Source organism: Rhizobium cauense (genome assembly GCF_019511525.1).
Classification (GTDB): Bacteria; Pseudomonadota; Alphaproteobacteria; order Rhizobiales; family Rhizobiaceae; genus Rhizobium; species Rhizobium cauense.
Genome location: NZ_JAEUAT010000004.1, coordinates 452,318 through 476,556, shown reverse-complemented (window position 1 = coordinate 476,556; position 24,239 = coordinate 452,318). Strand labels below are relative to the sequence as shown.

The window sequence follows — 24,239 nt, the reverse complement described above, 5'->3', positions numbered from 1 at the left end:
TCAATTGCGGGAAACTGGTAGCTTCGATCCAGCGAGCGCACGTTCCTCAAGAACGACGTGACGGTAACGAAAAAGCTTTGCCGGCCGCCCGCCGGTTTCACTCGTCATTTCACCTGTCTCTTCGACAAGCTCCTGCTGTTCGATCAAACGGCGGAAATTCTGCTTGTGCAGGGTCAGCCCAGCGAGTGCCTCGACACAGCGTTGCAACTGCAGCAAGGTGAAGCTTTCGGGCATCAGCTCGAAAACAACGGGGCGGTATTTGATCTTGGCGCGCAGCCTCGCAATGCCTGTCGCAAGGATACGCCGATGGTCGGCAAACATCGGCCTGCCCAGGTCCAGGTCAGTCGGGCAGCCAGCCTCGGCCAAGAGGCCCGCTTCATAGAGCAACTCGTAGCGTTGCAACACCAGATCCTCGTTCCAGACCGTCCCGCCCAGACCAAAGGCAAAGCTCGCCCGCTGTGTTCTCTCAAACTGACGAGAAGGGTCGCGCTTGGCCCACCCAACAAGGCACCTGGCAATGTCATCCAAGATAGCGGGACGTCCAGACCGCCAATCTTCCCAGGGAAAGTAGCTATACCAGCCATGCCAACCGGGCCGGCCGCCACCTGGTGTGGCCTGTTCACGCACGAGCCCAAGATAGCTGATCGAAATCGTCCGCCCTCCCCGGATCTCGTTGTTCCGGTCGCGGTCGGCAAAGGTATAGAGTTGCTCCAGGAAGCCGAGTGGATGGCCAGTCTGTTCCTGAACCCATTCGCGAAGGCCACTCTGCAGGGTACGGTGGCCCATCTCAAACGGACCAGAGGGAAGCGCATCTCCCGAACTGATCGTCATGACGCGCGGTTCCCCACCCGTTACCGCCGCCAACACGGCTATCAACTCGGCATGTGCAAACCCAATCGTCACAGTGGCTACGAATCCATCTCTCTAGAAAGACCAATCTTTCGCACACCAATCCGCCACGCGAAAGCGTCGCGGACCAAATTCCGTTGCCCCCGCTAGCGCAGAAATTGGCGGAAACGGGTGAGCGCAAAATAGAAGAAGATGGCACCGATGGCGAAGAGAGCGGCAAGCTGAGGCCATACCACGCTCAGCCCGGCTCCGCGAAACAGAACAGCCTGGGAGAGGATCACGAAATGCGTGTTGGGTGCTGCCAGCATGATGGTCTGAATGACCTCGGGCATGCTCTCGCGCGGCGTTGTGCCACCCGAAAGCATTTGCAGAGGAATCAACACGAGCATGAGGAGAAGCCCGAACTGCGGCATGGAGCCGGCGATGGTTGCCAGGAAAATTCCCATGCAGGTCATTGCAAACACGTCAAGGATTGTCCCGATGACAAAGAGCGTGAACGATCCTTCGATCGGAACGCGAAGCAATCCCTGAACGATGAAAAGCAACGAGAAGACAGCTGCGAGAACGACGACAAGACCCATCGACCAGATCTTGCTCAGCATGATTTCAACTGGCGTTATCGGCATGACAAGGAGATGCTCGATCGTGCCGTGCTCGCGCTCACGGATCAATGCCGCGCCTGTCAGGATGATCGACAGCATCGTGATCGAGGAGATCACGTTGTTTATCGAGCCAAACCATCCCTTGTCGAGTTGCGGATTGAAGCGCGCACGTAGTGCCAGATCGACCAATACCGGGTCGCTGCCGCGGTGGCGATTGACAAACTCGTTGACCTCGCCCGAGACGATCGACTGCACGTAGCCGCCCCCCGTAAAGGCCTGCGAAATACGCGTAGCATCGATATTCAGCTGAATGGCTGGCGATCTGCCGGCGAGCACATCACGCTGGAAGTTTGGCGGGATGTCGAGCGCAAATGTGTCCAACCCGGCATCCATACGGGGGTCAACCTCTGAAAAGGGAATGATGCGAGGCACCACAAAATATGGCGGATAGAATGCAGTGATAATGCGCGAGGAGATCGGCGACTGGTCTTCATCGACGATCGAGATGGCAGCCCGGTTCAAGGTTTCGGGGGTCGAGTTCGACGCCGTGTAGATCGACACCGTGAAGGCATAGATGATGAGGACGAGAAGCATGGGATCGCGCACCAGCCCCCAGAGTTCCTTCACCCCAAGCCGGTATATGCTCTCTATGCGCATGCTCAATCCGCCTGTTTCTTGAGGAGAACAGCGCCGAGCCCCAGGAGAACAGGTACGGCTATCAAAAGAGGCACAAAGGATCCGGCCAGATCGCCGAAATCGAGCGCCTTTGAGAAGGTGCCGCGCGATATGGTCACGAAGTGCGAGGCCGGGTAGATCTGCCCGACAACGGCGCCGACACCCTGTAGCGATGACACAGGGTCGATCATGCCTGAATACTGGACAGCCGGAATCAGCGTGATCAACGCCGTCCCAAAAATGGCGGCAATCTGGCTATTCATGAAAGCCGAGATCAACAGCCCCATGCTCGTTGTCACGGTTACATAGATTAACGCAGCAAGCGTGAAGGTGAGGAAACTTCCTGTAAATGGCACTCGGAAAATAAAGACGGCGAAGGCCGTGAGCATGAAGAAATTCAGCATCGCAAGGCCGATATAGGGCAGCTGCTTACCAAAGAGGAATTCGAGACGCGTGACGGGGGTCACGTAGAAATTGATGATCGAGCCCAACTCCTTCTCACGCACGACACTGAGCCCTGCAAGCATTGCCGGGATCATCATCAGAAGCAACGGGATGACGCCCGGCACCATTGCAACGAGACTCTGGACATCAGGATTGTAGCGGTAGCGTATCTCGAGCTGAAAATTGCCGGGCGTGGCCGCCTGTCCGTAAAGCTGAGCCTTGCGCCCCAGCCACTCGGAATGCATTCCCTGAACATAACCACGGACAGTTTCCGCCCTGCTCGGCATCGCGCCGTCGATCCAGGCTCCAACCTCGACACCCTGCCCGCGCGAGACATCGCGGCCAAAGCCCGGCGGGATTTCTATCGCGAGAGAGAGCTCACCTGATCGCATGCGGCGATCCATGTCGTTATAGTCGACGATCGGGGGCTTTTCCACAAAGTAGCGCGACCCGGAAATCTGCTGGATGTAGTCCTGGCTGATTGTCGTATCATCGCGATCAAGCACGGCAAAGGACAGGTTCTCGACATCCATATTGATCCCGTAGCCAATAACGAACATCAAGATGACGCTGCCAACAATAGCCAATGTAGCGCGAATGGGATCCCGCTGAAGCTCGAGTGCCTCTCGCCTCGTATAGGCGAACATCCGGCGCGGATCGAAGAGCCGGCGAAACCCATGCCCCTGCTCTGCTGCGGATTTGTCGCCCGAAGCCGTAGACGCAGCGAAGCTTGCGGGCTCCGCATCCCTATTGCCAATCGCATCTTCAAGGTAGGCTACGAAAGCCTCTTCCAGCGTTGCCGCGGATCGGCTCTCAATGATCGCCGCCGGCGTATCACTTATCAGCACCTTGCCGGCATGCATCAGCGATATGCGGTCGCAAAGCGCTGCCTCATTCATGAAATGGGTCGAGACAAAGATCGTCACGTTGTCCTTGCGCGACAGGTCGGAGAGGATCTGCCAAAAGTTGTCGCGAGCAACCGGATCGACGCCCGACGTCGGTTCGTCGAGGATGAGAATATCGGGGGAGTGGATCATCGCGACTGCGAGCGACAATCGTTGGCGGATCCCGAGGGGCAAGGCATCGGGCAAGGCGTCCATCACCTCGGCGAGGTCGAAGCGGCGCACCGTCTCGTCGATACGGGCCGGAATTGCGGCGGGATCCATACTGAATAGCCTCGCATGGAGGTCCAGATTCTGCCGCACAGTAAGCTCTGAATAGAGCGAAAACGCCTGCGACATGTAGCCAATCCGCCGGCGGATCTCGATGTCGTTCGGGTCCACCGCGTGTCCAAAGAGCCGCGCCGTGCCTTCGCTTGCGGGCAGAAGACCCGTGAGCATTTTCATCGTTGTTGTCTTGCCACATCCATTCGAGCCGAGAAAACCGAATATCTCACCGCGCCCGATACGGAAGCTGACATTGTCCACGGCCGTGAAATCCCCGAACCGCATCGTCAGATGCTCCGCCTCGATTGCAATCTCGCTATCGGCACCCCCTATGCGCGCCGGCATCACGACCTCGACATGCCCCGACCGCTTTTCCTCCGGAAGAAGCGCGATGAACGCGGCGTCGAGGCTTGATGTTTGCGTCTTGTTCAATATCTCCGCCGGCGCCCCGGTTGCCAGGATTTTTCCTGCATCCATTGCAACCAACCAGTCGAAGCGGGCCGCTTCCTCCATGTAGGCCGTGGCAACTATGACGCTCATCCCTGGTCGGCTTTGCCTGATGGTATCGATCAGATCCCAGAACTGGCGCCGTGACAGCGGATCAACGCCCGTCGTCGGCTCATCGAGAATGAGGAGGTCCGGATCATGGATCAGCGCGCAGCAGAGGCTGAGCTTCTGCTTCATGCCTCCCGATAGCTTGCCAGCCGGGCGGCCTGCGAAGGCGCTGAGACCTGTGCCCTTCAGAAGGCCCTCGATTCGCTCCTCCCGTTCGTCCTTGCCTTGTCCAAAAAGCCTGCCGAAAAAGTCGACATTCTCAAACACTGACAAGGTGGGGTAAAGGTTCTTGCCCAGTCCCTGGGGCATGTAGGCGATGCGCGGCGAGGTGATGCGCCGGTGTGTCGCGTCAGCAATATCGCCGCCCAAGACGTCAATACGTCCTTGCTGAACCACACGGGCACCGGCAACCAGCGAAAGCAAGCTTGACTTGCCGACGCCATCAGGTCCGATGAATCCGATCATTCGGTTTGCTGGGAGGTCGAGCGTTACAGTGTCGAGGGCCTGCGTCTTGCCGTAAGAAAGGCTGACGCCGTCGAGACGGGCCACAACTTCTGGCGCCCCCTCCGTGCTCGAGCTGCCGCTCATTGAACCGGCGCTCCGGCGACATTGGCCGGCCATTGGGCTTGTGGATCAAGCTTTACGTAGGCCATCCCCGGAAGGCCGGTTTTGACGAAGTCGATATATTTCCGCAGCAGTTCCTGCGGGATCTGCGCTTTGATGCGGAACATCAGCTTCTGCCGCTCTTCATGGGTCTCGACGGTCTTTGGGGTGAACTGCGCCACCGCTGCTACATAGCTGACCTTCGCAGGGATGATCAGCGAGGGCGCTGCATCGAGAACGATGCGCACATCGGCATTATACGCGACCTTGCCGGCCTGCTCGGTCGGCAGGAAGAAGGTCATGTAGACATCACTCAGATCAACGATGTTGAGTACGCGCCCGCCCGCAGCTAGCACCTCTCCCGGTTGCGCCACGCGATATTGCACACGACCATCGCGAGGTGACGTGAGCACGCTGTCGGCGAGATCCGCCTTGATACTCTCAATCTGAGCCTTGGCGGAATCGACAGCCGCCTCAGCGTCGACCACCTGCGCCTGGGCTGCCGCGATGGCCGCCTCAGCGGCGGCAAGCTGGGCTTGTGCGGCAGCCACAGTAGCCCTTGCAGCCGCGGCTGCTGCCTTGTCATCATCCAATATCTGCTGGGAAATCGTGTTCTGCTTGAGAAGCATCATCGACCGGGCATACTTGATCGCCGCGGCGTCAGATTCGGCTTCGCGTTGGGTCACGACAGCGATCGCTGCCTGCTGCTCGGCCTCACGCTGTTTGACAAGGCTATTGGCAGTGTCGATGCCGATGGCCGCCCGACGCAGTTGCGCTTCGGCCTGGCGCAGGCTGGCATCCAGTTGCTCTGTGTCCATCCGCGCCAAAACTTCGCCTGCCTTCACGAAGGCGCCTTCATTCACGAGAATTTCCTGAATGCGCCCTGCTGTCTTCGTCGAGATATCGATTTCTGTCGCTTCGATCCGACCGTTGCCGCTTGCAATGCCGGCTGGGAGGCCTTCGTTGGCGAGCTTCTGCCAGGCAAAGTAACCGCCGACCACCGCAACAGCGAGCGCGGCAATCCAAACCCAATTCTTTGTCGACATCCCAAACCTCTCAATGAAAGCAAATGTCTGACGACGATCTATGGTTGTTATCAACAATAACAACGATTTGCCGCTGAAAATAGCAGCAAGTCAGCCGGATGGTCGAGACTTCAACATGTTGAGCGGGGTGTCGGACACCGGATAAAAAAAGAATCAACACAATTGATCCGATCAATTATCTCCGTTAGGTTGTTCGCTAGTATAATAGTCGCGCAACAACCGGCGTCGAAAGGATAAAAATCATGAAAGAAGGACCCCATGCAGTCGATGTTCACGTCGGAAAGACGATCCGCATAAAGCGTTTGATGCGTAAGGTATCACAGACCGAACTTGGCGACCGGGTTGGCGTCACGTTCCAGCAGATACAAAAATATGAAAAGGGCTCAAACCGCGTTTCCGCCAGCATGCTGGTCGAAATCGCCGGCGCGCTTGACGTTGATGTCCGCTCCTTCTTCGAAGATTTCACCCAGGCCAATGACAATCCGACACCAAGCGAAGAGTTCGTTGTCTCGCGCGACGGTGTGCTGCTCAACGCTGCGTTCCTCTCGATCAAGAACGAACAGGTTCGCAAGAAGATCGTGAAGCTCGTCCAGGCAATTGCCGGCATGGACCAGCTGGACGTCGACTTCGAGTAGAAGCAATTTAAGTGTGACGGCACCACCGTCAATGGCAGTCGAGAAGCACCAGGTTCTCGCTGGCGTCTTTCATTGCGACCTGCGTCTTGGCGCCTATTAGCTTTTCGAGATTGACGTCGAGTTCCCGCTCGGGGTCAATACCGTCCCAATCAATGACGACCTGAAGAAGGGCCATATTCGTCAAGTGCATGAGATTGTGCAGCTTGAGCTTCTGGGCCTCATCTTTCGCCGCTGACAGCAGCCGGAAGATTCTAGCATATTCGCTACCCGTGCCCTCGTCCCTCGTCAGAATATTCATCCGTACTGCCTTCTCTGAATGAGCCTTCAGGGCTTTGATGGCACTATCATTCAGCGTCGGCGTTACTCGGGCGTTACAGGCGTTACCGCACCCGTGACTTCCGCCCGCAAATGCTCCCAGTGCGATGTTGCAGCAAACCCCCAGTCACGCTCCCGCGTACCAAATTCCACTTCCTGCAGGTGCTGAAGGACGAGTTCCGCATCCAGGCGTTTACGCTCGATCTTTCCAGCTCGAATCAAGCGCAGGATCTCCTTGGCGCGACCATCCGAGGAAAATGTGCAGCCTTCAACGACCTTAGGGTATGTCCGCTCGGAGAAATGAACCGAACGGCCAGCAAGCAGAAGCATCTTGTGCTCACCCAGCGACAGCGCCCCTTTTCGGTAAAGGACGTCGATCGTGGGCTGGAAGTCCACCCACGGGATCGACAGTGGCAACCAGCCTAGCTCTTCAGGAGCGTGAACAAGGGCGACGGCCTCGTCATCAACAAGGCGGCCATCCGCATAGTCCTCGTAGATCGAACCAAGTCCGACCATCCCGAATGCTGAGCATTCGGCAGCTCGCAAGGCGCCCATACTGGCGCCTCCGACAACAACCACATCCCTCTGAAGGGCGTACAGAATTTCCTTATGCCATACCGATGGCACCTCACCGAAGTAGCCATCAACTATGCCAATCGCACGCGCACCATCCTGCACTGCTTGCAGTATGTCACCTCGCGCCGCCGGTCCGCGAAAGGCAATCGACGGATACTTGCCGCGAAGTCGTTCGATATTGGCGCCGAAGCTCGGACCAGCAAAGATAACCTTCATTGTATCGCTCCCTGCATAGCCCCGACGGCGCGCAGCCCAAGTTGAATGTACTCGCCGCTGACATCCACCTCGAGACCGGGCACGATCATGCGCACGACCGAGACCGGTAGACGCGGGTGTGAAAGCGGCACAGCCACCACCTGTTCGATCCCGCGGGCGTTGAGGCGGTCGAGGATGTGAGTGATATTTTCCTGAATGGTGCGTTGCGACGTTTCAAACCGGAAGCCAGGGGCGACAGGCGCCTCATCACACAGATTGATGAGTTCTCGCATTGGGCTCCCGTCATCAAGCCTCTGATAGAGACGCGGAGAGAAGTCGTCGCGGCTGCCGGCGATCGCGGTCAGACGGCTTTGGGCTGCCTCGGTGATCGCCCGGAGCGCTGCACGAACGGGATCGGGGTGGCAGCCGCACCCCCCGCAAACCTGGGTCCAACGCGCATCGACGCGCTCGCCGAGGTTGCCTGGAATGATAACCGCCAGAAAACTGGGAACACCAATGTCGGTCGTCATGTCGAGCAGCAAGAGGCGCATGTCCGCGCGCTTGATGCGGTCGACGATGATATCAAGAACCGGATCGGCGAACGCTGCAGGGTCAATTCGCGTACCGCGCAGTTGCTCGTAGGGGCGCAACTGCGTGAGCGCCCACGCGTCGCGCTCGACCAACTCGCAAAGGCCGTGCAACACGGCTTCGGCTGGCCGATTTCCGGACGCGAGCCCGTCACTCGACTGCTCGAACCCAGACGGTCGGACGCCCCGATGATCGAGGCCGACGAGCGGCCACGGCACAAACACGGGTCGGTTGGAGACAATGTCCAGCCCCTCGCTCCAGGCGAGTGGCTGCGCACCGATCTCGGAGGGCACGCAGCGGGCAACGGAATCGAGGTCGATCATGGGCGCACGCTCGGCTCTCATGCCCTCGAGCGTCGCGACCACAAGGTCGCTCGGTTGGATTTCAGCAACACGTGTCTCAACGGCTTCCATCGCGGCGGAGGTCATCGCTGCCTCCTCGTCTATGCCCTTTCCCTGAAAGACGGAAAGAGTGTAGCTGTTGGGTCGAGTGGCAAAAGCCACCGGGATCTCGAGAAGGTCAAGCGCAGTGAGCATCCCAACGCGCGTGATGCCCAGCTCCTTGAAGTGTGGTTTGATCGCCGCGAATGTCTGCCCAGGGTTCAGCGAGCGGTCGTGATAGCTGTTGATTCCGGCCGATGAGAGGCTGAGATCTCCCGCCAGGCGCTCCAGTGACGTCTGAACAGACATTCGCGTAAATCCTCAACGAAACTTCAGGGCGTGTACGATGTTTGCCGTGGCATTCGTGTCGAGCTGTACAGCTTCCTGCTTGAGCACAGCCTGAGCGGCGGCGGAAAGGCGTACTGCAACTGGCTTGATCTGAGTCGTCATCATGTCATCTCCTGTTCAAGGCAGCGTTATGCTGCGGACAGAAGGGAACATGCCTCGACAGGCGTTATTTCGGCGTGACCGAGTTGCGCGGCAAAAAGGGGTCAAAAAAGGCCAAAGTGTAGCGCTTCAGGACAGTCCGGCCATGCGCAGGCCGTCGATCAGCTGTCGGGTGTCGTCGGGATTGCGATCCGGTACGAATCTCCACACATCATCCGTGCGGAAATCAGGAAAACTCTCTAGCACTATCGAAGCGTAGCGCGACGCCAGCTCGCGATCTCCATTCTTCGCGTGCGCTGCAGCCAAAAGGCGTGACGTCGCCGGACGATCCTTGACCCGATCAAGAACCTCGATCGCCTTGGCGTAGTTTTCCTGGACGAAGTGAATGCCGCCAAGGTTCCAGTAGTAGTAATCGGGTGGCAGTGGATTGAGCTTGATGGCCGCCAGGCTCAATTCCAGTGCCCGATCGCTCTGACCGTCATGCAGCAAGGCATCCGCGTGATCTGCAAGGATGTCGGCATCATTCGGATTGAGCATTTGGGCTTCGGCAAAGAAGTCGAGGCTGTCGCTGAAGCGGCGGCGATAGAGAGCAACGAACCCAAGCTCCCGCATGGCCCGACCGCTATTCGGATCGTTGTCGCGCGCAAGCCAGGCCGAGCGCTCGGCTTCCTCCAGCAACTGTGTATCCTTCATCCCCCGCACGAGCCACTCCATGCCGAGCACCCGCGCCATCCCCGCATGGGCGGATGAAAACCTGTCGTGACGTGCAAGCGCTGATTTAAACCACTTGCGCGCCTGGCGCAGATGCTGCAGGTCCGTCTTTGAAACGAGCCGCTTGCCTTCGAGGTAGAGGCGATAGGCCGACGGATTGACGTCGTGCGTCATGTCCAGAAGCTCACGACGTTCGATCGTATCGGCGAGTGTCATAACGATGCGCCGAGCGAGCTGACCGAATGAATGATTGACCTTCTGCATGGCGAGAGGCAGGTCGATCGCCCAAAGCACTTCGGCAGTCGATGTCTTTGTCAATCGGCAGGTCGCGTAGATGTCGTCCTCGCGGCCATGGATCGTCACGTAGACAGTATAGTCAAACCGCAATTCTGGCGGTGGTGGCGCGGTTTGCGCCCCTGCAAGGCTGCGATTGAGGATTTCCAGGCTCGTGTGGGCCGCAATGACCTTGAAGCCACGTTGCTGGCTCAAGCCAATGGTCACCTCCTCCAGCAAGGCCCTCCCGACGCGCTGGAGCACCGGATCGGACAATATCGAATCCGGTGGCAGGATCATCACGCGAGGCTGGCCGAGTGGATCAATCGGAACATCGGGCATATGGGTGGGTGCGCCTTGGACCATGGCGGGCGCGACGATGCCAAGCTCCAGAGCGAGCGCCTGAGTTAGCCCGTCCGGCTCAGCGCCATACTCGGTTTTCAACTCACTGCGGCAACGAAAGTATGCCTGACGTGCAGATGCAATGTCCCCGGCATCAGCATGCCTCTGCATCAAGGCTCTGCATGCAACCTCGTTTGCAGGGTCGGCGTCAACAAGTAGGCCAGCGAGGAATAGAATGTCGGCCGAGGTCCGTTTTTCCGGCGTTTCGAGCAGCGCGATGATATGAGCTTCGCGGCGTTGCGCAATTCGCTGCCCCTCAACGCCGATCCGCTCTTCGGCCTCAATCGTAGGTGCCTTGAACCCTTCCACGAGATCGCCGCGCAAAAAATCCCAAGCGGAACGCGGCAGAGGCGCGGCGGAGTTGCTCAACACCAGGACATCAGCCTCCCAGTCGTCGTGGTTGAACTGCGCGTGGGTATTGGTCGCCCTGATGAGGCGAGGCATATCATCCGGAATGCTACGATCAATACGAGCTAAAAGTTGGCGCAGACTGCCTGCACGCTGTTTGGATTGGTCCGACTGCCAAAGGATGCTGCGCAGGATCTCCCGATCCATGGAGCACTGCGGCGCGGTCACCAGGAAAGCGAGTAGAGCATATGCCTTCTCCGGCAATGCGATTTCACACCCCTGCGCGAAAAGCGCGGGCGTTCCAAGCAGACGGAGGAAGCGGCTCTCTTTCCCTGTCACGGGCAACTCGCGTTTGGAGGATCCGCGCGAAGTATAGGACCAAATAACGGCAACGCAAAAGAATTATGCTGACTTGGTTGAACTTTTCAACCGTTGGGTGCTTTGGTGAGCAAGCAGTGCCACGACGGATCGGAGCTAAAAAGCCAATAATGTCAAGCAATAGACGGATGGCGCCAGTTAGTCGACCGGCGCCATCGTGTTAGTGCAAAATCTGCGATTAGGCAGCAGCAGAAGCGAAGCCGGCAGTCGGGACTTCCGAGATGGTCTTCAGAACCTGCGAAGCGATCTGGTAGGGGCAACCCTGAGAGTTCGGGCGGCGGTCTTCCAGATAACCCTTATAGTCGTTCTTGACGAAGGAATGCGGAACACGGATCGAAGCGCCGCGGTCAGCAACGCCGTAGGAGAATTTGTTCCACGGAGCAGTTTCATGCTTGCCGGTCAGACGCAGATGGTTGTCAGGACCGTAAACATCGATGTGTGCCTGGAGGTTCTTGTCGAACTGGGCCATCAGCGCTTCGAAGTAGGCCTTGCCGCCAACTTCGCGCATGAACTTGGTCGAGAAGTTGCAGTGCATGCCAGAGCCGTTCCAGTCCGTGTCGCCGAGCGGCTTGCAATGGAACTCGATGTCGATACCATACTTTTCGCAGAGGCGCAGGAGCAGGTAGCGAGCCATCCAGATCTGGTCGGCAGCGCGCTTAGAGCCCTTACCGAAAATCTGGAACTCCCACTGACCCTTGGCCACTTCGGCATTGATGCCTTCGTGGTTGATGCCAGCAGCCAGGCACAGATCAAGGTGCTCTTCAACGATTTCGCGAGCGATCGAACCGACGTTCTTGTATCCGACGCCAGTGTAGTAGGGGCCCTGCGGAGCCGGGTAGCCGGTTTCCGGGAAACCGAGCGGGCGACCATTCTCGTAGAAGAAGTATTCCTGTTCGAAACCAAACCACGCGTCTTCGTCGTCGAGGATGGTGGCACGGCTATTGGACGAATGCGGCGTGACGCCATCGGGCATCATGACTTCGCACATGACAAGAACGCCGTTCGTGCGGGCCGGATCCGGATAAAGCGCGACAGGCTTCAGCACGCAGTCCGAGCTGCGACCTTCCGCCTGCATCGTGGACGAACCGTCAAAACCCCAGAGCGGAAGCTGCTCGAGCGTCGGGAAAGCGTCGAATTCCTTGATCTGCGTCTTACCACGGAGGTTTGGCACCGGGGTGTATCCATCGAGCCAGATATACTCGAGCTTGTACTTGGTCATTTGCGAGTCTCTCAAACATAAATCGTGAGCAAATCCTCAAGCGAACCTGGCCATTGAAAGCCCAGACCACGAGGGATACCCTACGATATGCACATGGCGTGCCAGTTTGGCCTTCCTTAGCGAACCGGCGATTTGAAATAGTGGGCCAAGCCAGCAGCCGAAGGCCATAGTGGACGAGCTCGGGACTGCGGAACCAATAGCGGACTCAATCAGTTAGTCTGCCAAAAGGCCGTACTGCAGACCGATCCGATACCGCCAAAGAGAAGCACTACAACCGTAACATTTTTTTTGCACCCAAGCACAAGCGCATCGAATTTAGGCATCTGCATAAATTTTGGATATCTCAAAATTCTGATATAAACCTCAGCAAAACAGAGTGCCCATTATTCAAACAAATATTGCACTTTTTTCAATCATCTAGCGCATTTGTTGAGCACATGTGTTATGGTCGCCCTAATTCCTTTCGTAGGGGATGAACAAGGAGGCACTTGATGGCTATTGGTGTGCACCACGGGACTGCAACTATCTACACATTTCCAAAGAAGCGCTTCGCTGCGGTCGAGCGCAGCCCCAAGGTCGACCTCGAGCGGGATATGATTCCGTCCGTCTACGAAAGCTGCTGGTATCACGAAGAGGCGATGAAGGAAGCAGAAACGCCTGCGACGCCGAAATTCAAGCCTCGTGTTGTCGACTGATCGATTTGACCGGCAACCAGGCTGAACTGTCGTCTTCCGCATACTTGGAGGAGGCAAAACCTGGTGGCTATTACGACGCACTTGCGCATCACTCTCGCACGAGCCATGAGAGGCTTTTGAGTATGTGCTCGGGCGAAGCCAATGGTGAAAAAGCAAATCGCAATCCTCGGCGGCGGCCCCGCTGGCCTGATGGCTGCGGAAAGCCTGTCATCGACGGGGTATGCAGTAACAGTTTATGAGGCCATGCCGACTGTTGCGCGGAAGTTTCTCCTCGCTGGCAAGTCGGGTCTCAATATAACCCATTCCGAAGAATATGACCGCTTCAGTTCACGCTTCGGCGTGTCAAACAGCCGACTGCGCGCTGCTCTGGACGCCTTCAAACCGAACGATGTGCGGTCCTGGGCGGCAGGACTTGGTACCGAAACATTCATAGGGACCTCTGGACGCGTGTTTCCGAGGGTCATGAAGGCCTCACCACTTCTTCGCGCCTGGCTGCGACGGCTTGACCAGCAAGGCGTCACCATCCTCACCCGACATCGCTGGTTCGGTTTCTCCGATGGCGGCTACATCATCCAAACGCCCGAAGGGCCAATGACAATTCATCCAGACGCAGCCTTGCTCGCACTTGGTGGAGCAAGCTGGCCTCGACTAGGTTCCGACGGCAGCTGGTTACCTTGGCTCAGTGAAAAAGGCGTCGCGATCGGCGACTTTCAGCCCGCCAATTGTGGTTTCGATGTCGAATGGAGCGACCACCTGCGCCAGCGGTTCTCCGGCGAGCCCGTCAAGTCCGTAACCGCCACCTCGACGGCGGGCGTTATCCCAGGCGAATTTGTCATCACGCGGCATGGCATCGAAGGCAGTCTCATCTACGCCCATGCGACCGCCCTGCGAAACAGGCTCGCGACCGGCAAGGCGACAGCGCTTGAGGTCGACCTGATGCCAGGGCGCTCGCAGGAGCGCATCGCTCGTGAGATCGCCAAGCAGGATCAAAAGGCGAGTTTGTCAAACCGGCTCCGAAAGGGGGCAGGCGTCGATGGCGTGAAAGCGGCCCTCGTACGCGAGTTGGCCGATGATGCAGATCTGCAAGATCCACAACGGCTAGCAAATCTGATCAAGGCTCTGCCGATCCCGATCAGCGCACCCCGCCCGATTGCCGAAGCGATCTCGTCGGCAGGCGGGGTTGAATGGGGCGGGATTGACCGGAACTATATGCTGAAGGCACTCCCCGGTCTCTTCGTGGCGGGCGAAATGATTGATTGGGAAGCCCCGACCGGCGGATACCTGTTGACGGCGTGCTTTGCCACGGGGCGAGCTGCGGCCAGCGGGATCGCAGCCTGGCTCAACGGACGCTGATTTTCCCAGTCACCCTATATACGCCCAAACCTAGCGTTTTGGCTGGAATGTGTGCTCCTGTGCCGGGAATTGTCCCGTTCGAACTTCCTCGGCATAGCTTTGAGCAGCTTGCGACACCAACGGACCAAGCTCCGCAAAACGTTTGACGAAGCGTGGCTTGAAGTCAGTGAACAAGCCCAGCATGTCGTCTGAAACAAGAACTTGCCCGTCACAGGCCGGCGACGCACCAATACCTATGGTCGGCACGCCAAGTGATGCTGTGATTTCGCGTGCCACCGGCTCGACGGTACCCTCGACAACGATCGCAAAGGCACCCGCTTCGGCAACGGCGAGCGCATCTCGGCTGATCTTTGCCGCCTCCTCATCCGTGTGCCCAAGCGACCTGAAGCCGCCGGCAACGTTCACAAGCTGTGGCATCAACCCGACGTGACCGAAGACGGGCACGCCCCTGGCGGTCAGAAAAGCGACCGTTTCTGCCATTTCCTCGCCGCCCTCAAGCTTCACGCCATCGCATCCCGCTTCCTGCATCAGCCGGACAGCACTGCGGAAGGCCTGCTCCTTTGACTCCTGGTAGCTCCCGAAGGGAAGGTCCACAATGACGCAAGCATGCGAGACGCCGCGCATCACCGCACGACCGTGTGCAGCCATCATGTCGAGCGTGACGCCAACAGTCGTCTCCATGCCGTACAGTACCATGCCGAGCGAATCGCCGACCAGGAGAAGGTCGCAGTGCTCATCGAGCAAGCGTGCAATCGGCGTGGTGTAGGCGGTGAGGCACACCACGCGTTCTTTGCCTTTCATCGCCCGGATCGAAGCCGTCGTCAGTCGCTTTTGCTTGCCGTGCGTGCTCACTATGCGGCCCTCGAACTCTCGAGGGATCTCGCACCTATAACCCGGTTATCGAGGAGCCTTGTCGCTCCGATGCGCACAAAAAGCGCGACAAGCACCGGACCGCCCTGCAGCGAGGCCAGGCGCTCCAGGGTCTCAGGATCACGCACGGCGACGACCTCGGGGGTGGCGAGCGGTTCTGCGGCTATGAATTTCCTTAACGCGAGCTCCATTTCATTCGGGTCACTGCAACCATTGGCATAAAGGCGTTCGGCTTCTGCCAATGCGTTCGGCACAATAATGGCCGCCGCTCGTTCGCGCTCATTGAGATAGACGTTGCGCGATGAGCAAGCGAGCCCATCGGCCTCCCGAACCGTTGGCACCGCAACAACCCGCACGGGCTGGGCAAGATCCTCGGCCATCCGTTTGATCAGTGCGACCTGCTGATAGTCCTTCTCGCCAAAATAAGCGCTATCCGGCTGAACAATATTGAAGAGCTTCGTCACGACGGTCGCAACACCCGCGAAGTGTCCCGGCCTCGCCTCTCCTTCGAGCTGGTTTCCAAGTACCGGCACATCGACAACCGTCAGCATCGGCCGCGGATACATGTCACTGACATCAGGCGCAAACAGGATATCGACACCGGCAGCGTCGAGCATGGCGCTGTCACGAGCCAGATCGCGCGGATATTTGGCGAGATCCTCATTTGGACCAAACTGCAGCGGATTGACGAAAATCGAGACGACGCTCACGTCATTTTCCTTGCGGGCGCGGGCCACCAACTCCATGTGCCCGACATGCAGGAACCCCATGGTCGGTACAAAGCCGATCGCCCTGCCCTCGCGCCGCCAGCCGCAAAGCTGGTCTCGCAACTCTGCTATTGTACGGACAACACGCATATAACCTCCTCCGAACTCCCCGCCCCCACCTCGGGCCGGACAAATGGTGGCGGATAGAACTCGATTTGACAAAAAGCGTCAACGCGGGCCGTTCTATTATATCGATTAAGCAGCAGGCTGGGCATGCGTTATTTCTCCTGCCGACATGGCGCAGACTGTGCTTTCACGTGAGCTCTAAACGAGACAGATCGGCACCAGCAGCTGCAAACGTCGCATTTGTCGGCATTCACTGTCTGCGCTGGCGTTTATCGCAGCCTAATAGGGGGCAAAATTCGTGCACCTCGCGGAAAACTGCCTTGTTGAATTCGGCGTCCTCTTCATCGATTTCTTTATTCTTTTTGTCCAAACTCCGCCCCAGTGATGGTAGAAGAAGGCCTCGATGGACGAATACCCTTCATGGGTGTCACGGCAATGTCCGAACAACGACGGAGGGATGGTGACCAATCCTTATGAGATTCTCGGCGTCCGGCGCGATGCAACCGACGACCAGGTGAAGGCCGCGTATCGGCGTCGCGCGAAGGCGACGCACCCCGACTCAGGCGGTGACCCGGATGCATTCAGCCGTGTACAGAAGGCCTACGAACTGCTGTTGGATCCGGTGCGTAGAAAGGTTTTCGATGACACTGGTTATGACGTGGAACTCGCCGACCCCGTCGATTTACAAGCCCTGATGGTTATTGAGAAGCTGGTCAATCAACTGACGTTGGACGAGCGCGAGCCAGGCACTTTCGATCCCTTGGCGCGAATGAGATCCGACCTGTCGGAGGAAATGCGAAAGGCGCGCTTCAGCAAACGCGAGCTCGAGCGGCACTCCTCACGCATCGAGCATCACCTGGAGCGCCTGGACAAGCGACCTGCGACTGATATCCTGGGCTCGATGTTGCGAGCCCGTATCAAGGCAATCGCAACCGCGATTGGGGAGACGGAGGCCAAGATCAGGGCCAACGAACGCGCGTGCGAAATGCTCTACGACTACGCCTACGAAGTGGATGCCCAGGACGGTGACGAAGCCCTGGCCGTGGAGGATCAGGCGACACCAACAACTCGCCCTAAGCGGGAAGACCGACCGCTTTGGGTCGTTCCCGCTGCTGCGCAGGAAGTCTGATAAGCTTGCGCCGCGGTTACGCGGCGCGTTGCTCGGTTCCCTGGATTGCGGCGAGCTTCCATTCATTTCCGCCCTTGCGCACGAACGTCCAGACTTCCGTGGTTTCCGTCGGGCGATTATTGTCACCGCTGACAAGCTTGCCATTCTCGCGCTCGACGAGGGCGTCGATCGACGAGTATCGCATGGCAAGCGTTGCGTAGTCCGCCCCATCCTCGCGCCAAGCCTCTGCGATATCGCCCTGCAGCAATTTTACGTTCGAGACGTCGTTACGCACACCGTTCGTTGCATTCTCGCCGAGTTCCTCGGCAAGGTAGGACATCGCCTCTGGTGTGGTCAGACGACGCAGCGTGCCATAGTCTTCGGCGCCGTAAGCTGTCTGCACCTCTGTCAGCAATTGCTCGAAACGGTCAAGATCGCGTTGGCTCAAGCCGATCTCGTCCTGAGGTTTCGTGGTTGGCTGCCTTTGCGCATAGCCAGCCCCTGACCCGATGGATGGGATTTGAAACGACCTGTTGTCACCCGGTGCCATCCTGCTGGTCCCGACGCTGCCGGAAGGGCCATAGGCGGGCTGACGGCGGTTGGCAAAATAGCGCATCGCAAAGGAGATCGCGATCGCAATCAGGGCGATTTGCAATAGCATTCCGAGGAAACCGAAGCCACCGCCGAAACCGTGGCCGAGCAGCATGCCAAGGAGGCCACCAGCAATGAGGCCGCCAACCATGGATCGACCGAAGCCGCCGTTGAACAGGCCAGGCCTCTGGGTGTTTTGAGGTTGCTGTGCTGTCGAAGGTGAAGTGGTCTGCGAACGAGGCGTCATCGAGCGTTCGATCGGCGCAGCCGGCGACGGCGCCGTGCTAGTGGCCGGAGGCGCCTGAAAGGTGCGGGTGCCGCGACTGCCGAACCCCGAGCCTCCTGCGCGCCGCGCATCAGCCTCGCCGATCGAGGCAAATACGGTAGCGCCTGTCAGGGTGGCAATCGCCACAATCTTGGCAAAACGCGAAACGGCACGAGGCATCCAGATCTCTCCTGTCATGATGAATGGCGTGTCAGGAACCTATATAGGAACTGCTTTACAGGTTTGAAGCTTTGCGTGTGCAGATCTTTACTGACAGACATCAACCCAGGTCGCGCCGGCGAGTTCCGCCAAACGCTGTGTTGATATCCGAACGGCCGAGTTGGTCGAACCGGCCGCTGGGACCACTTCATCAAAACGCCTCAGTGAGACGTCGCAATAAATGGGCAGCACAGTCGGCAATCCAAAGGGGCACACCCCTCCGACGGGATGGCTGGTGATTTCCACAACTTCCTGAGGTCCGAGCATGCGCGCCTTGCCTCCGAAGGTGTCCTTGAACTTCCTGTTGTCCAGCCGCGCGAGACCGCTGGCTACGAGAAGCATGATTTCTTCGCCAACACGCAGACAGATCGTCTTGGCGATCTGAGCGGGATCGACGCCATGTGCCTCGGCTGCCAAGGCCACTGTCGACGAGCTTTCAGCGGTTTCGATGATCTCAATATCGGGAGCATGTGCGTTCAGGAACGCGCGGACGGTTTCTAGACTCATAATTGAAGGCTAGCGCATGACCTTGACGGAATGAACCCCATAATTTTCACTGCGCCGAACCGGTTTCAATCAATTTCACGCTATTTTCCTGACAGAGGCGACGGATTGAAGGCGTGATGCACCGGTCAGTGATGAATGTATGGACCTGCGGAAGCTGCGCTATGCGAACGGGAGCGGTGCGCTCGAATTTTGTCGAATCGGCCACCAAAATGACGTGGCGGGCGTTCGCAATGATGGCCTGCGCCACTTTGACTTCGCGAAAATCGTAGTCGAGCAGCGCACCGTCCTCGTCGATCGCAGATGCACCGATGACGGCATAATCCACCTTGAACTGCCTGATGAAGTCGACAGCAGCCTCGCCCACGATACCTCCGTCGGAGGCGCGAACGACACCACCTGCAATGACGACCTCAATCGCCGGCAGCAGCCGCAGTCGGTTGGCGACATTGATGTTGTTGGTAATGACCATCAGTTCGTGATGGTTTGTCAGTGCCTCGCCCACGGCCTCGGTCGTCGTCCCAATGTTGATGAAGAGCGAGGCTTTATTGGGGATCAGACCAGCCGCCGCCACTCCGATCGCCTGCTTTTCGGCGGCGGCAATCTGGCGCCTTGCCTCATACTTTACATTCTCGGTGCCACTCGGAAATGTGGCGCCGCCGTGCACGCGCGTCAAAATCTGTGCATCGCAAAGATCATTCAGATCCTTTCGTATCGTCTGAGGTGTGACTGAGAAATGGGCAGCCAACTCCTCGACGAAAACGCGGCCATTCGACTTGGCCATTCCGACTATTTCCGTTTGACGATCGCTCAGGAACATCTGTCCTGTCTCTTTCGTTTGCGTTTCGTTTTTTCCAACGAGCAATGCTTAACAGAGGCTCGAACACACGCAAGTGCGATCACCCGAGGCCCCGCCAACTTAAGCGTGTTACCTCGCTCATGCGTCTCGTCTGCCTGATGAATGAATGTCATGCCGAGCTGGCTTCGGCAATAACCATCGCACGCACACAATTTGATACTGAAAATTGCTGTTTACAATCGGAATCAAACTTGTTTCGTGGCCCGAGACGGACGATAGGAGCTTGGGACGTGACTAGAAAACGAGCGGTTGCTGCCGATGAGCAAGAATATTGCGGACCGCAATTGTGGACGCACACGCAGAAGATGTTGTAGATCAGCAAAAACAGAAATAATATCGGTTACACTGCGGGAGATACCGGCCGATTTTTGCAGTTTTCTGCGATCGCTTCGGAAGCAGAAGGTGGAAAGCAGCGCTCAACGAGTGCCACAAACGACGCGGAACATATGCTCGAATTGAACATGGCAACAGGAATGACGACTTCGCAAGGTTTGATCGGCGCGTATGTGATTAATCTCGACAGCTCCTCAAGGCGCTGGGCAGAAGTATCGTCTCAAGCGACCACGGCTGGCATTCATCTTGATCGGATCCCGGGCGTCGACGGAACGTCGATTCCACCGGCACAACGGTCAGGGTTCAACGAGAAAGAGTTCGTGCGCCAGAACGGCCGGCAGATGCTGCCTGGCGAGTATGGCTGTTATCGAGCCCATATGAGGGCCTTGGAAGCATTTCTTTCGAGCAACTACGAAAATGCCATCATTATGGAAGACGACGTCGAACTGCGCCAGGATTTCACCCTCAGGGCGGCTGCGATCCTGAAAGCGGTCCCGTCTGCTGAGGTGGTAAAGTTGCTCAACCACAGATCAAAATGGTGTCGGACGGTGGCTGTTTCGGAGTATGGAGACGCGGTTGGACGCTGTCTGCACGGCCCGCAGGGATCTGCCGCCTGTTACCTGGTCACACGCGAAGGCGCCCGAAAGCTGTTGAAGAGAGCCGACAACATCGAATTTCCATACGACATGACGCTTGAGCGAGGATGGGAGACGGGTGTCAGCATCTATACCGTACGGCAAAACATCGTCGAACTGTCCGAGCGCTCCGCGGTGAGCCAGATTGCCAGCAGAGCCCAGTATCGTGCCGTCAAGTTGCGAGGACCCCGAAAAATTGGAACCCATTTTCTTCGCTTGATCGAATATGCGCGCCGAATCCGGTATGCATTCTCATGAGGCGGTTGACATTGCGAAGTGAAGTGAAGTCGGTCATCGCCGATTTCGGCGTCGGCTTGCTGTGGTTGGCGATGATGTCTGCAACGCTGATCGAAAGTGACGTCTATCGATACGCAGCACTGCTGTTGATGGGGTTCACCTTCTTCATCCGAAAGGCCGACTCCCGTGCGGTCCGCGGCGACTGGCTAGCGATCCTCTGTGTTGCCTGGGGCGTCCTTGCTCTCTCGCGGTTCCTCTTCGGATTGGTTGTCGTGGGCGAACGAGGTGCGTCGGAGTGGCTTTACGCCTTTGCGATCTTCTTTCCCGCAATGGGCGTGGCACTCCACATGAGCTGGGGCCTCGTCAAGCCAGTTTTCCTGGCCTTTTTCTGTAGCGCGCTGATCCTCTTTATCTTCTCGACGCCATACTCGGCGATCCACGCTGGCGTTCAGATATCTCCTCTACTCCATCACAATTCGATCCACGGCGCGGTCGGTTGCGGCTTCATTTTCATCGGAGCCTTCTATTGGGCACTGCATCAATGGGAGATCGGTAGCTCGTTGCGGAGCAAGCTGTTTATTCTTTCGATCGCGGTCATCGTAATGGGATTGGCGACCTTCAATATCTATGGCGCCAAATCGAAGGGTGTATGGCTTGCGTTGCTGCCAGCTCTTTGCATCATGGCTGCAGCGACACTTCTCTATTTCAGGCGAAAGACAGTGCTCGCAGCCGCCCTTGGTGGGGTCATACTGTTGACATGGGGTGTCTACGAGGTTCGTGACAATGTGGCACACTTTGGCGGCGCCACCCTCAACTCGGTGGTGACGATCACAGGTCGATTGGATAGCGGCGTCCCCCTGCAGCGGATCATGCAGGATGCGATTGTGTCGTCGGAGACGCCAATCTCTTTGGATGAGCGGTTGCAGCTGTGGAGCAATGCACTCGATGTTATCTCGGCTGCGCCGCTCTTTGGAAACGGGAACCAGTGGCTTACAGTTTGGCGCACGACCCCATATGCCAACAGCGTTACCTACACGCTCATGCACAATGGCTATCTTGAGATTCTGGTCCGCTACGGCTTCGTTGGCCTCGCGATACTGGCGGCGATCGTCGTGTCGGCCATCTACCGCGTTTTTCAGGCGTCGTCGGCGGGCGTAATAAGCAGGAGCGCCTTTGCCTGCTACCTTACTTTTGCTGTCTATTTTGCCTTCACAATCCTCAGCAACTCAAACAACCGGCTTGCAATCGGCGAATCCTATTCATTGCTTTTTGCAGCCACGTGTTTTGCCTGTTCGATAAGAATGCGATCCCGGAAGTCTGAACGAAATGACGCTGCTTTGCCGACTGGCACTTCGCCGAACGCAATCCCGGCGCGCATGCAGGGGTAAGCTTGATGCAGGCGGTTTCGGATAGATACGTTCAAAGCATTCTTGACCTGCCGAGGTCCACAAAGCGGGTCCTGGCAGTGCTCGTCGATTCATGTCTTTGCATTCTGACCATCTGGCTCGCCTTTTGTTTCCGCCTCAACGACTGGGTAGCGCTGGAGGGAGCACAGCTGCTGACCATTCCGGTCTCCCTTGTGATTGCCTTGCCGATTTTCATCACAATGGGTCTCTACCGAGCAATCTTCCGCTTCCTCGGCTGGTCGGCGTTCATCACAGTGATCAAGGCCATCACGATCTACGGCCTTGCGTTCATGGTGGTTTTTACTGCCATCAGCTTTCCTGGTATCCCACGCACGATTGGCATCATGCAGCCATTGTTGCTTTTGCTGGCCATCGGCCTGTCCCGCTTCATGGCGCGATACTTCCTGAGCGAGGCCTATAAGCGGATACTGCGCCAAAACGCGCAGACGAACATGCTGATCTACGGTGCTGGTTCGGGTGGCAGACAGGTGGCGGGCGCGCTTAGCGGCAGCGCTGATTTCAAGGTCGTCGGCTACCTCGATGATGACACCAGCCTGCACGGAAGCCTCATTGGGGGTATCGCAGTCTACGACCCCGAAAAGATCGTGGAACTGAGCGCGCGGTTAAACGTACGCACCATCCTCCTGGCGCTCCCAAAAATCGATCGTTCACGCCGCAATGAAATCCTCGAGCAACTCCGGGGCGCCCGCGTTGCGGTCCGCACGGTCCCCGATCTGAACGCCCTTGCCGGCGGCCAGGCGGAATTCACCGATCTGCAGGAGCTGGATATCGAGGACCTCCTGGGGAGAACACCCGTCCAGCCCGATCAGGCGCTGCTGGAACGCAACATCCGCGACCGCGTCGTCCTGGTCACAGGTGCGGCCGGATCGATTGGGAGCGAGCTTTGCCGTGGCGTTGCACGGCTGAAGCCAGCCGCCTTGCTAATTCTCGACCAGAATGAATATGGTCTCTATGCTCTGGAAAATGAGCTCGTTGGCAGCGATCCGGATGCCGATTTCCAGATCGTGCCTCTGCTTGCAAGTGTTTGCGACGAGTCTCGGATCAAGACCATTATGGAGACTTGGCGGCCGAATACGATCTACCATGCGGCAGCCTATAAGCACGTTCCCCTGGTCGAGCAAAATCCGGTAGAGGGTGTGAAAACCAATGTTTTTGGGACGTTGACGGTTGCAAAGGCTGCAATTGCCGCCGGAGCTGACCGTTTCATACTGATCAGCACTGACAAGGCTGTCAGGCCGACCAACATCATGGGAGCAACAAAGCGGCTGGCCGAGATGACCCTTCAGGCCCTGGCGGCAGATGGAGCGTCAACTGTCCTGACGATGGTCCGCTTTGGCAACGTTTTGGGATCATCCGGATCAGTCGTCCCCCTCTTTCGGCAACAGATCCGCCAGGGCGGACCGATCACTTTGACGCATCCAGAAATCACGCGCTTCTTCATGACGGTGCCAGAAGCCACCGCTCTGGTGGTTCAGGCCGGTTCGATGGCCAAGGGTGGGGATGTCTTCGTCCTCGACATGGGCGAGCCCGTCAAGATAATAGATCTTGCCCGCCGCATGGTCGAGCTATCCGGCCTGACCATACAGGATGAACGAAATCCATCGGGGGACATCGGTATCATCACGACCGGGCTTCGCCCTGGCGAGAAGCTCTACGAGGAGCTCCTCATTGGTGACAACCCGGAACCGACTGAGCATTTGAAAATCATGCGGGCACGCGAACGTTTCATGACATGGGAGCAACTGGCACCCAAACTTCAGCAACTCAACTTGGCTGCCGGGGGCGATGTTGAGGGGCTGCGCAGTATTCTAAGCGAACTCGTTCAGGACTATCGTCCGTTCGACGGGGTTGTCGATCTCGTGTCGGTTCGCCAGGGTATTTCGCAGTGACAGGCTGCGCAAGA

General features: G+C 57.7%; 22 protein-coding genes. 7 read left to right on the top strand and 15 right to left on the bottom strand.

The annotated features are described in order from the left end of the window. From JNB88_RS10675 to JNB88_RS10660, 4 genes are all read right to left on the bottom strand, one after another. Positions 1 to 903: an NrtR DNA-binding winged helix domain-containing protein gene (locus JNB88_RS10675; protein ID WP_037129804.1), complete on the bottom strand. Its 903-nt coding sequence runs from the start codon at positions 901 to 903 to the stop codon at positions 1 to 3. Positions 904 to 995: 92 nt separating this feature from the next. Continuing rightward, a complete protein-coding gene (locus JNB88_RS10670) occupies positions 996 to 2,108 on the bottom strand; it encodes an ABC transporter permease (RefSeq protein WP_037129802.1) in 1,113 nt (370 codons plus the stop codon). A 2-nt stretch (positions 2,109 to 2,110) separates the two neighbouring features. Next, positions 2,111 to 4,879 carry a ribosome-associated ATPase/putative transporter RbbA gene (rbbA, locus tag JNB88_RS10665; RefSeq protein WP_220355430.1) on the bottom strand — a complete coding sequence of 923 codons (2,769 nt, stop codon included), beginning with the start codon at positions 4,877 to 4,879 and terminating at the stop codon, positions 2,111 to 2,113. Continuing rightward, positions 4,876 to 5,940, bottom strand: a complete 1,065-nt coding sequence (locus tag JNB88_RS10660; RefSeq protein ID WP_220355429.1) for an HlyD family secretion protein — start codon at positions 5,938 to 5,940, stop codon at positions 4,876 to 4,878. The genes rbbA and JNB88_RS10660 overlap by 4 nt, the downstream gene beginning before the upstream one ends. Positions 5,941 to 6,182: 242 nt before the next feature. Here JNB88_RS10660 and JNB88_RS10655 point away from each other — a divergent pair, with 242 nt between their 5' ends. Further along, positions 6,183 to 6,575 (top strand): helix-turn-helix domain-containing protein, encoded by a 393-nt coding sequence (locus JNB88_RS10655; RefSeq protein WP_037129795.1) that lies wholly within the window; start codon positions 6,183 to 6,185, stop codon positions 6,573 to 6,575. Between the two features lie 28 nt (positions 6,576 to 6,603). Here the strand turns inward: JNB88_RS10655 and JNB88_RS10650 are convergent, their stop codons facing one another. The 6 genes from JNB88_RS10650 to JNB88_RS10630 form a co-directional block, all read right to left on the bottom strand. Then, complete coding sequence (locus JNB88_RS10650) at positions 6,604 to 6,873, bottom strand: hypothetical protein (protein ID WP_037129791.1); 270 nt, start codon at positions 6,871 to 6,873, stop codon at positions 6,604 to 6,606. A 62-nt stretch (positions 6,874 to 6,935) separates the two neighbouring features. Beyond that, positions 6,936 to 7,682, bottom strand: a complete 747-nt coding sequence (locus JNB88_RS10645; protein ID WP_037129789.1) for a TfuA-like protein — start codon at positions 7,680 to 7,682, stop codon at positions 6,936 to 6,938. After that, positions 7,679 to 8,938, bottom strand: a complete 1,260-nt coding sequence (locus JNB88_RS10640) for a YcaO-like family protein (protein WP_220355428.1) — start codon at positions 8,936 to 8,938, stop codon at positions 7,679 to 7,681. Before JNB88_RS10640 ends, JNB88_RS10645 begins: the two co-directional genes overlap by 4 nt. Before the next feature lie 12 nt (positions 8,939 to 8,950). Continuing rightward, on the bottom strand, positions 8,951 to 9,082 hold the full coding sequence (locus JNB88_RS34135) for a hypothetical protein (RefSeq protein ID WP_262928068.1): 132 nt from the start codon (positions 9,080 to 9,082) through the stop codon (positions 8,951 to 8,953). 123 nt (positions 9,083 to 9,205) lie between these two features. After that, on the bottom strand, positions 9,206 to 11,149 hold the full coding sequence (locus JNB88_RS10635) for an AfsR/SARP family transcriptional regulator (protein WP_220355427.1): 1,944 nt from the start codon (positions 11,147 to 11,149) through the stop codon (positions 9,206 to 9,208). A 217-nt stretch (positions 11,150 to 11,366) separates the two neighbouring features. Further along, positions 11,367 to 12,407 (bottom strand): glutamine synthetase beta-grasp domain-containing protein, encoded by a 1,041-nt coding sequence (locus tag JNB88_RS10630; protein ID WP_037129780.1) that lies wholly within the window; start codon positions 12,405 to 12,407, stop codon positions 11,367 to 11,369. Positions 12,408 to 12,898: 491 nt separating this feature from the next. Between JNB88_RS10630 and JNB88_RS10625 the strand changes: the two genes are divergently transcribed. Both JNB88_RS10625 and JNB88_RS10620 read left to right on the top strand, forming a co-directional pair. After that, on the top strand, positions 12,899 to 13,102 hold the full coding sequence (locus JNB88_RS10625; protein ID WP_037129777.1) for a DUF2735 domain-containing protein: 204 nt from the start codon (positions 12,899 to 12,901) through the stop codon (positions 13,100 to 13,102). Positions 13,103 to 13,243: 141 nt separating this feature from the next. After that, entirely contained in the window at positions 13,244 to 14,455 is a 1,212-nt protein-coding gene (locus JNB88_RS10620; RefSeq protein ID WP_220355426.1) for a TIGR03862 family flavoprotein, read from the top strand. A 30-nt stretch (positions 14,456 to 14,485) separates the two neighbouring features. On the opposite strand, the gene panB is transcribed toward JNB88_RS10620, so the two are convergent. Beyond that, positions 14,486 to 15,307 carry a 3-methyl-2-oxobutanoate hydroxymethyltransferase gene (gene panB / locus JNB88_RS10615; protein ID WP_220355425.1) on the bottom strand — a complete coding sequence of 274 codons (822 nt, stop codon included), beginning with the start codon at positions 15,305 to 15,307 and terminating at the stop codon, positions 14,486 to 14,488. Then, positions 15,307 to 16,182 carry a pantoate--beta-alanine ligase gene (gene panC, locus JNB88_RS10610; RefSeq protein ID WP_220355424.1) on the bottom strand — a complete coding sequence of 292 codons (876 nt, stop codon included), beginning with the start codon at positions 16,180 to 16,182 and terminating at the stop codon, positions 15,307 to 15,309. Before panC ends, panB begins: the two co-directional genes overlap by 1 nt. 436 nt (positions 16,183 to 16,618) lie before the next feature. On the opposite strand from panC, the gene JNB88_RS10605 reads away from it, so the two are divergent. Then, entirely contained in the window at positions 16,619 to 17,287 is a 669-nt protein-coding gene (locus JNB88_RS10605; protein ID WP_220355459.1) for a J domain-containing protein, read from the top strand. 16 nt (positions 17,288 to 17,303) lie between these two features. Here JNB88_RS10605 and JNB88_RS10600 read toward each other — a convergent pair whose 3' ends face one another. The 3 genes from JNB88_RS10600 to JNB88_RS10590 all read right to left on the bottom strand — a co-directional run bounded on the left by JNB88_RS10600 (position 17,304) and on the right by JNB88_RS10590 (position 19,665). Next, a complete protein-coding gene (locus JNB88_RS10600; protein ID WP_220355423.1) occupies positions 17,304 to 18,302 on the bottom strand; it encodes a Tim44 domain-containing protein in 999 nt (332 codons plus the stop codon). Positions 18,303 to 18,389: 87 nt separating this feature from the next. Next, a complete protein-coding gene (locus tag JNB88_RS10595) occupies positions 18,390 to 18,848 on the bottom strand; it encodes a YbaK/EbsC family protein (protein ID WP_220355422.1) in 459 nt (152 codons plus the stop codon). 46 nt (positions 18,849 to 18,894) lie between these two features. Continuing rightward, complete coding sequence (locus JNB88_RS10590; RefSeq protein ID WP_220355421.1) at positions 18,895 to 19,665, bottom strand: DeoR/GlpR family DNA-binding transcription regulator; 771 nt, start codon at positions 19,663 to 19,665, stop codon at positions 18,895 to 18,897. A 512-nt stretch (positions 19,666 to 20,177) separates the two neighbouring features. On the opposite strand from JNB88_RS10590, the gene JNB88_RS10585 reads away from it, so the two are divergent. The 3 genes from JNB88_RS10585 to JNB88_RS10575 are packed head-to-tail and all read left to right on the top strand — an operon-like array spanning position 20,178 to position 24,225. Continuing rightward, complete coding sequence (locus JNB88_RS10585) at positions 20,178 to 20,930, top strand: glycosyltransferase family 25 protein (RefSeq protein WP_223217153.1); 753 nt, start codon at positions 20,178 to 20,180, stop codon at positions 20,928 to 20,930. An 11-nt stretch (positions 20,931 to 20,941) separates the two neighbouring features. After that, positions 20,942 to 22,297, top strand: coding sequence for an O-antigen ligase family protein (locus tag JNB88_RS10580; protein WP_223217152.1), 1,356 nt, complete (start codon positions 20,942 to 20,944; stop codon positions 22,295 to 22,297). Between the two features lie 5 nt (positions 22,298 to 22,302). After that, positions 22,303 to 24,225: a polysaccharide biosynthesis protein gene (locus tag JNB88_RS10575; RefSeq protein ID WP_220355418.1), complete on the top strand. Its 1,923-nt coding sequence runs from the start codon at positions 22,303 to 22,305 to the stop codon at positions 24,223 to 24,225. The last annotated feature ends 14 nt before the right edge of the window (positions 24,226 to 24,239 follow it).

Excerpts from the sequence above, each read along its gene's own strand:
- JNB88_RS10600 (WP_220355423.1), bottom strand. The coding sequence starts at position 18,302 with ATGCCTCGTGCCGTTTCGCGTTTTGCCAAGATTGTGGCGATTGCCACC.
- JNB88_RS10575 (WP_220355418.1), top strand. The coding sequence starts at position 22,303 with ATGCAGGCGGTTTCGGATAGATACGTTCAAAGCATTCTTGACCTGCCG.
- JNB88_RS10645 (WP_037129789.1), bottom strand. The coding sequence starts at position 7,682 with ATGAAGGTTATCTTTGCTGGTCCGAGCTTCGGCGCCAATATCGAACGA.
- JNB88_RS10595 (WP_220355422.1), bottom strand. The coding sequence starts at position 18,848 with ATGAGTCTAGAAACCGTCCGCGCGTTCCTGAACGCACATGCTCCCGAT.
- panC (WP_220355424.1), bottom strand. The coding sequence starts at position 16,182 with ATGCGTGTTGTCCGTACAATAGCAGAGTTGCGAGACCAGCTTTGCGGC.
- rbbA (WP_220355430.1), bottom strand. The coding sequence starts at position 4,879 with ATGAGCGGCAGCTCGAGCACGGAGGGGGCGCCAGAAGTTGTGGCCCGT.
- JNB88_RS10655 (WP_037129795.1), top strand. The coding sequence starts at position 6,183 with ATGAAAGAAGGACCCCATGCAGTCGATGTTCACGTCGGAAAGACGATC.
- JNB88_RS10625 (WP_037129777.1), top strand. The coding sequence starts at position 12,899 with ATGGCTATTGGTGTGCACCACGGGACTGCAACTATCTACACATTTCCA.
- JNB88_RS34135 (WP_262928068.1), bottom strand. The coding sequence starts at position 9,082 with ATGATGACGACTCAGATCAAGCCAGTTGCAGTACGCCTTTCCGCCGCC.
- JNB88_RS10620 (WP_220355426.1), top strand. The coding sequence starts at position 13,244 with ATGGTGAAAAAGCAAATCGCAATCCTCGGCGGCGGCCCCGCTGGCCTG.
- JNB88_RS10630 (WP_037129780.1), bottom strand. The coding sequence starts at position 12,407 with ATGACCAAGTACAAGCTCGAGTATATCTGGCTCGATGGATACACCCCG.
- JNB88_RS10650 (WP_037129791.1), bottom strand. The coding sequence starts at position 6,873 with ATGAATATTCTGACGAGGGACGAGGGCACGGGTAGCGAATATGCTAGA.
- JNB88_RS10660 (WP_220355429.1), bottom strand. The coding sequence starts at position 5,940 with ATGTCGACAAAGAATTGGGTTTGGATTGCCGCGCTCGCTGTTGCGGTG.
- JNB88_RS10585 (WP_223217153.1), top strand. The coding sequence starts at position 20,178 with ATGACGACTTCGCAAGGTTTGATCGGCGCGTATGTGATTAATCTCGAC.
- JNB88_RS10590 (WP_220355421.1), bottom strand. The coding sequence starts at position 19,665 with ATGTTCCTGAGCGATCGTCAAACGGAAATAGTCGGAATGGCCAAGTCG.
- JNB88_RS10670 (WP_037129802.1), bottom strand. The coding sequence starts at position 2,108 with ATGCGCATAGAGAGCATATACCGGCTTGGGGTGAAGGAACTCTGGGGG.
- JNB88_RS10640 (WP_220355428.1), bottom strand. The coding sequence starts at position 8,938 with ATGTCTGTTCAGACGTCACTGGAGCGCCTGGCGGGAGATCTCAGCCTC.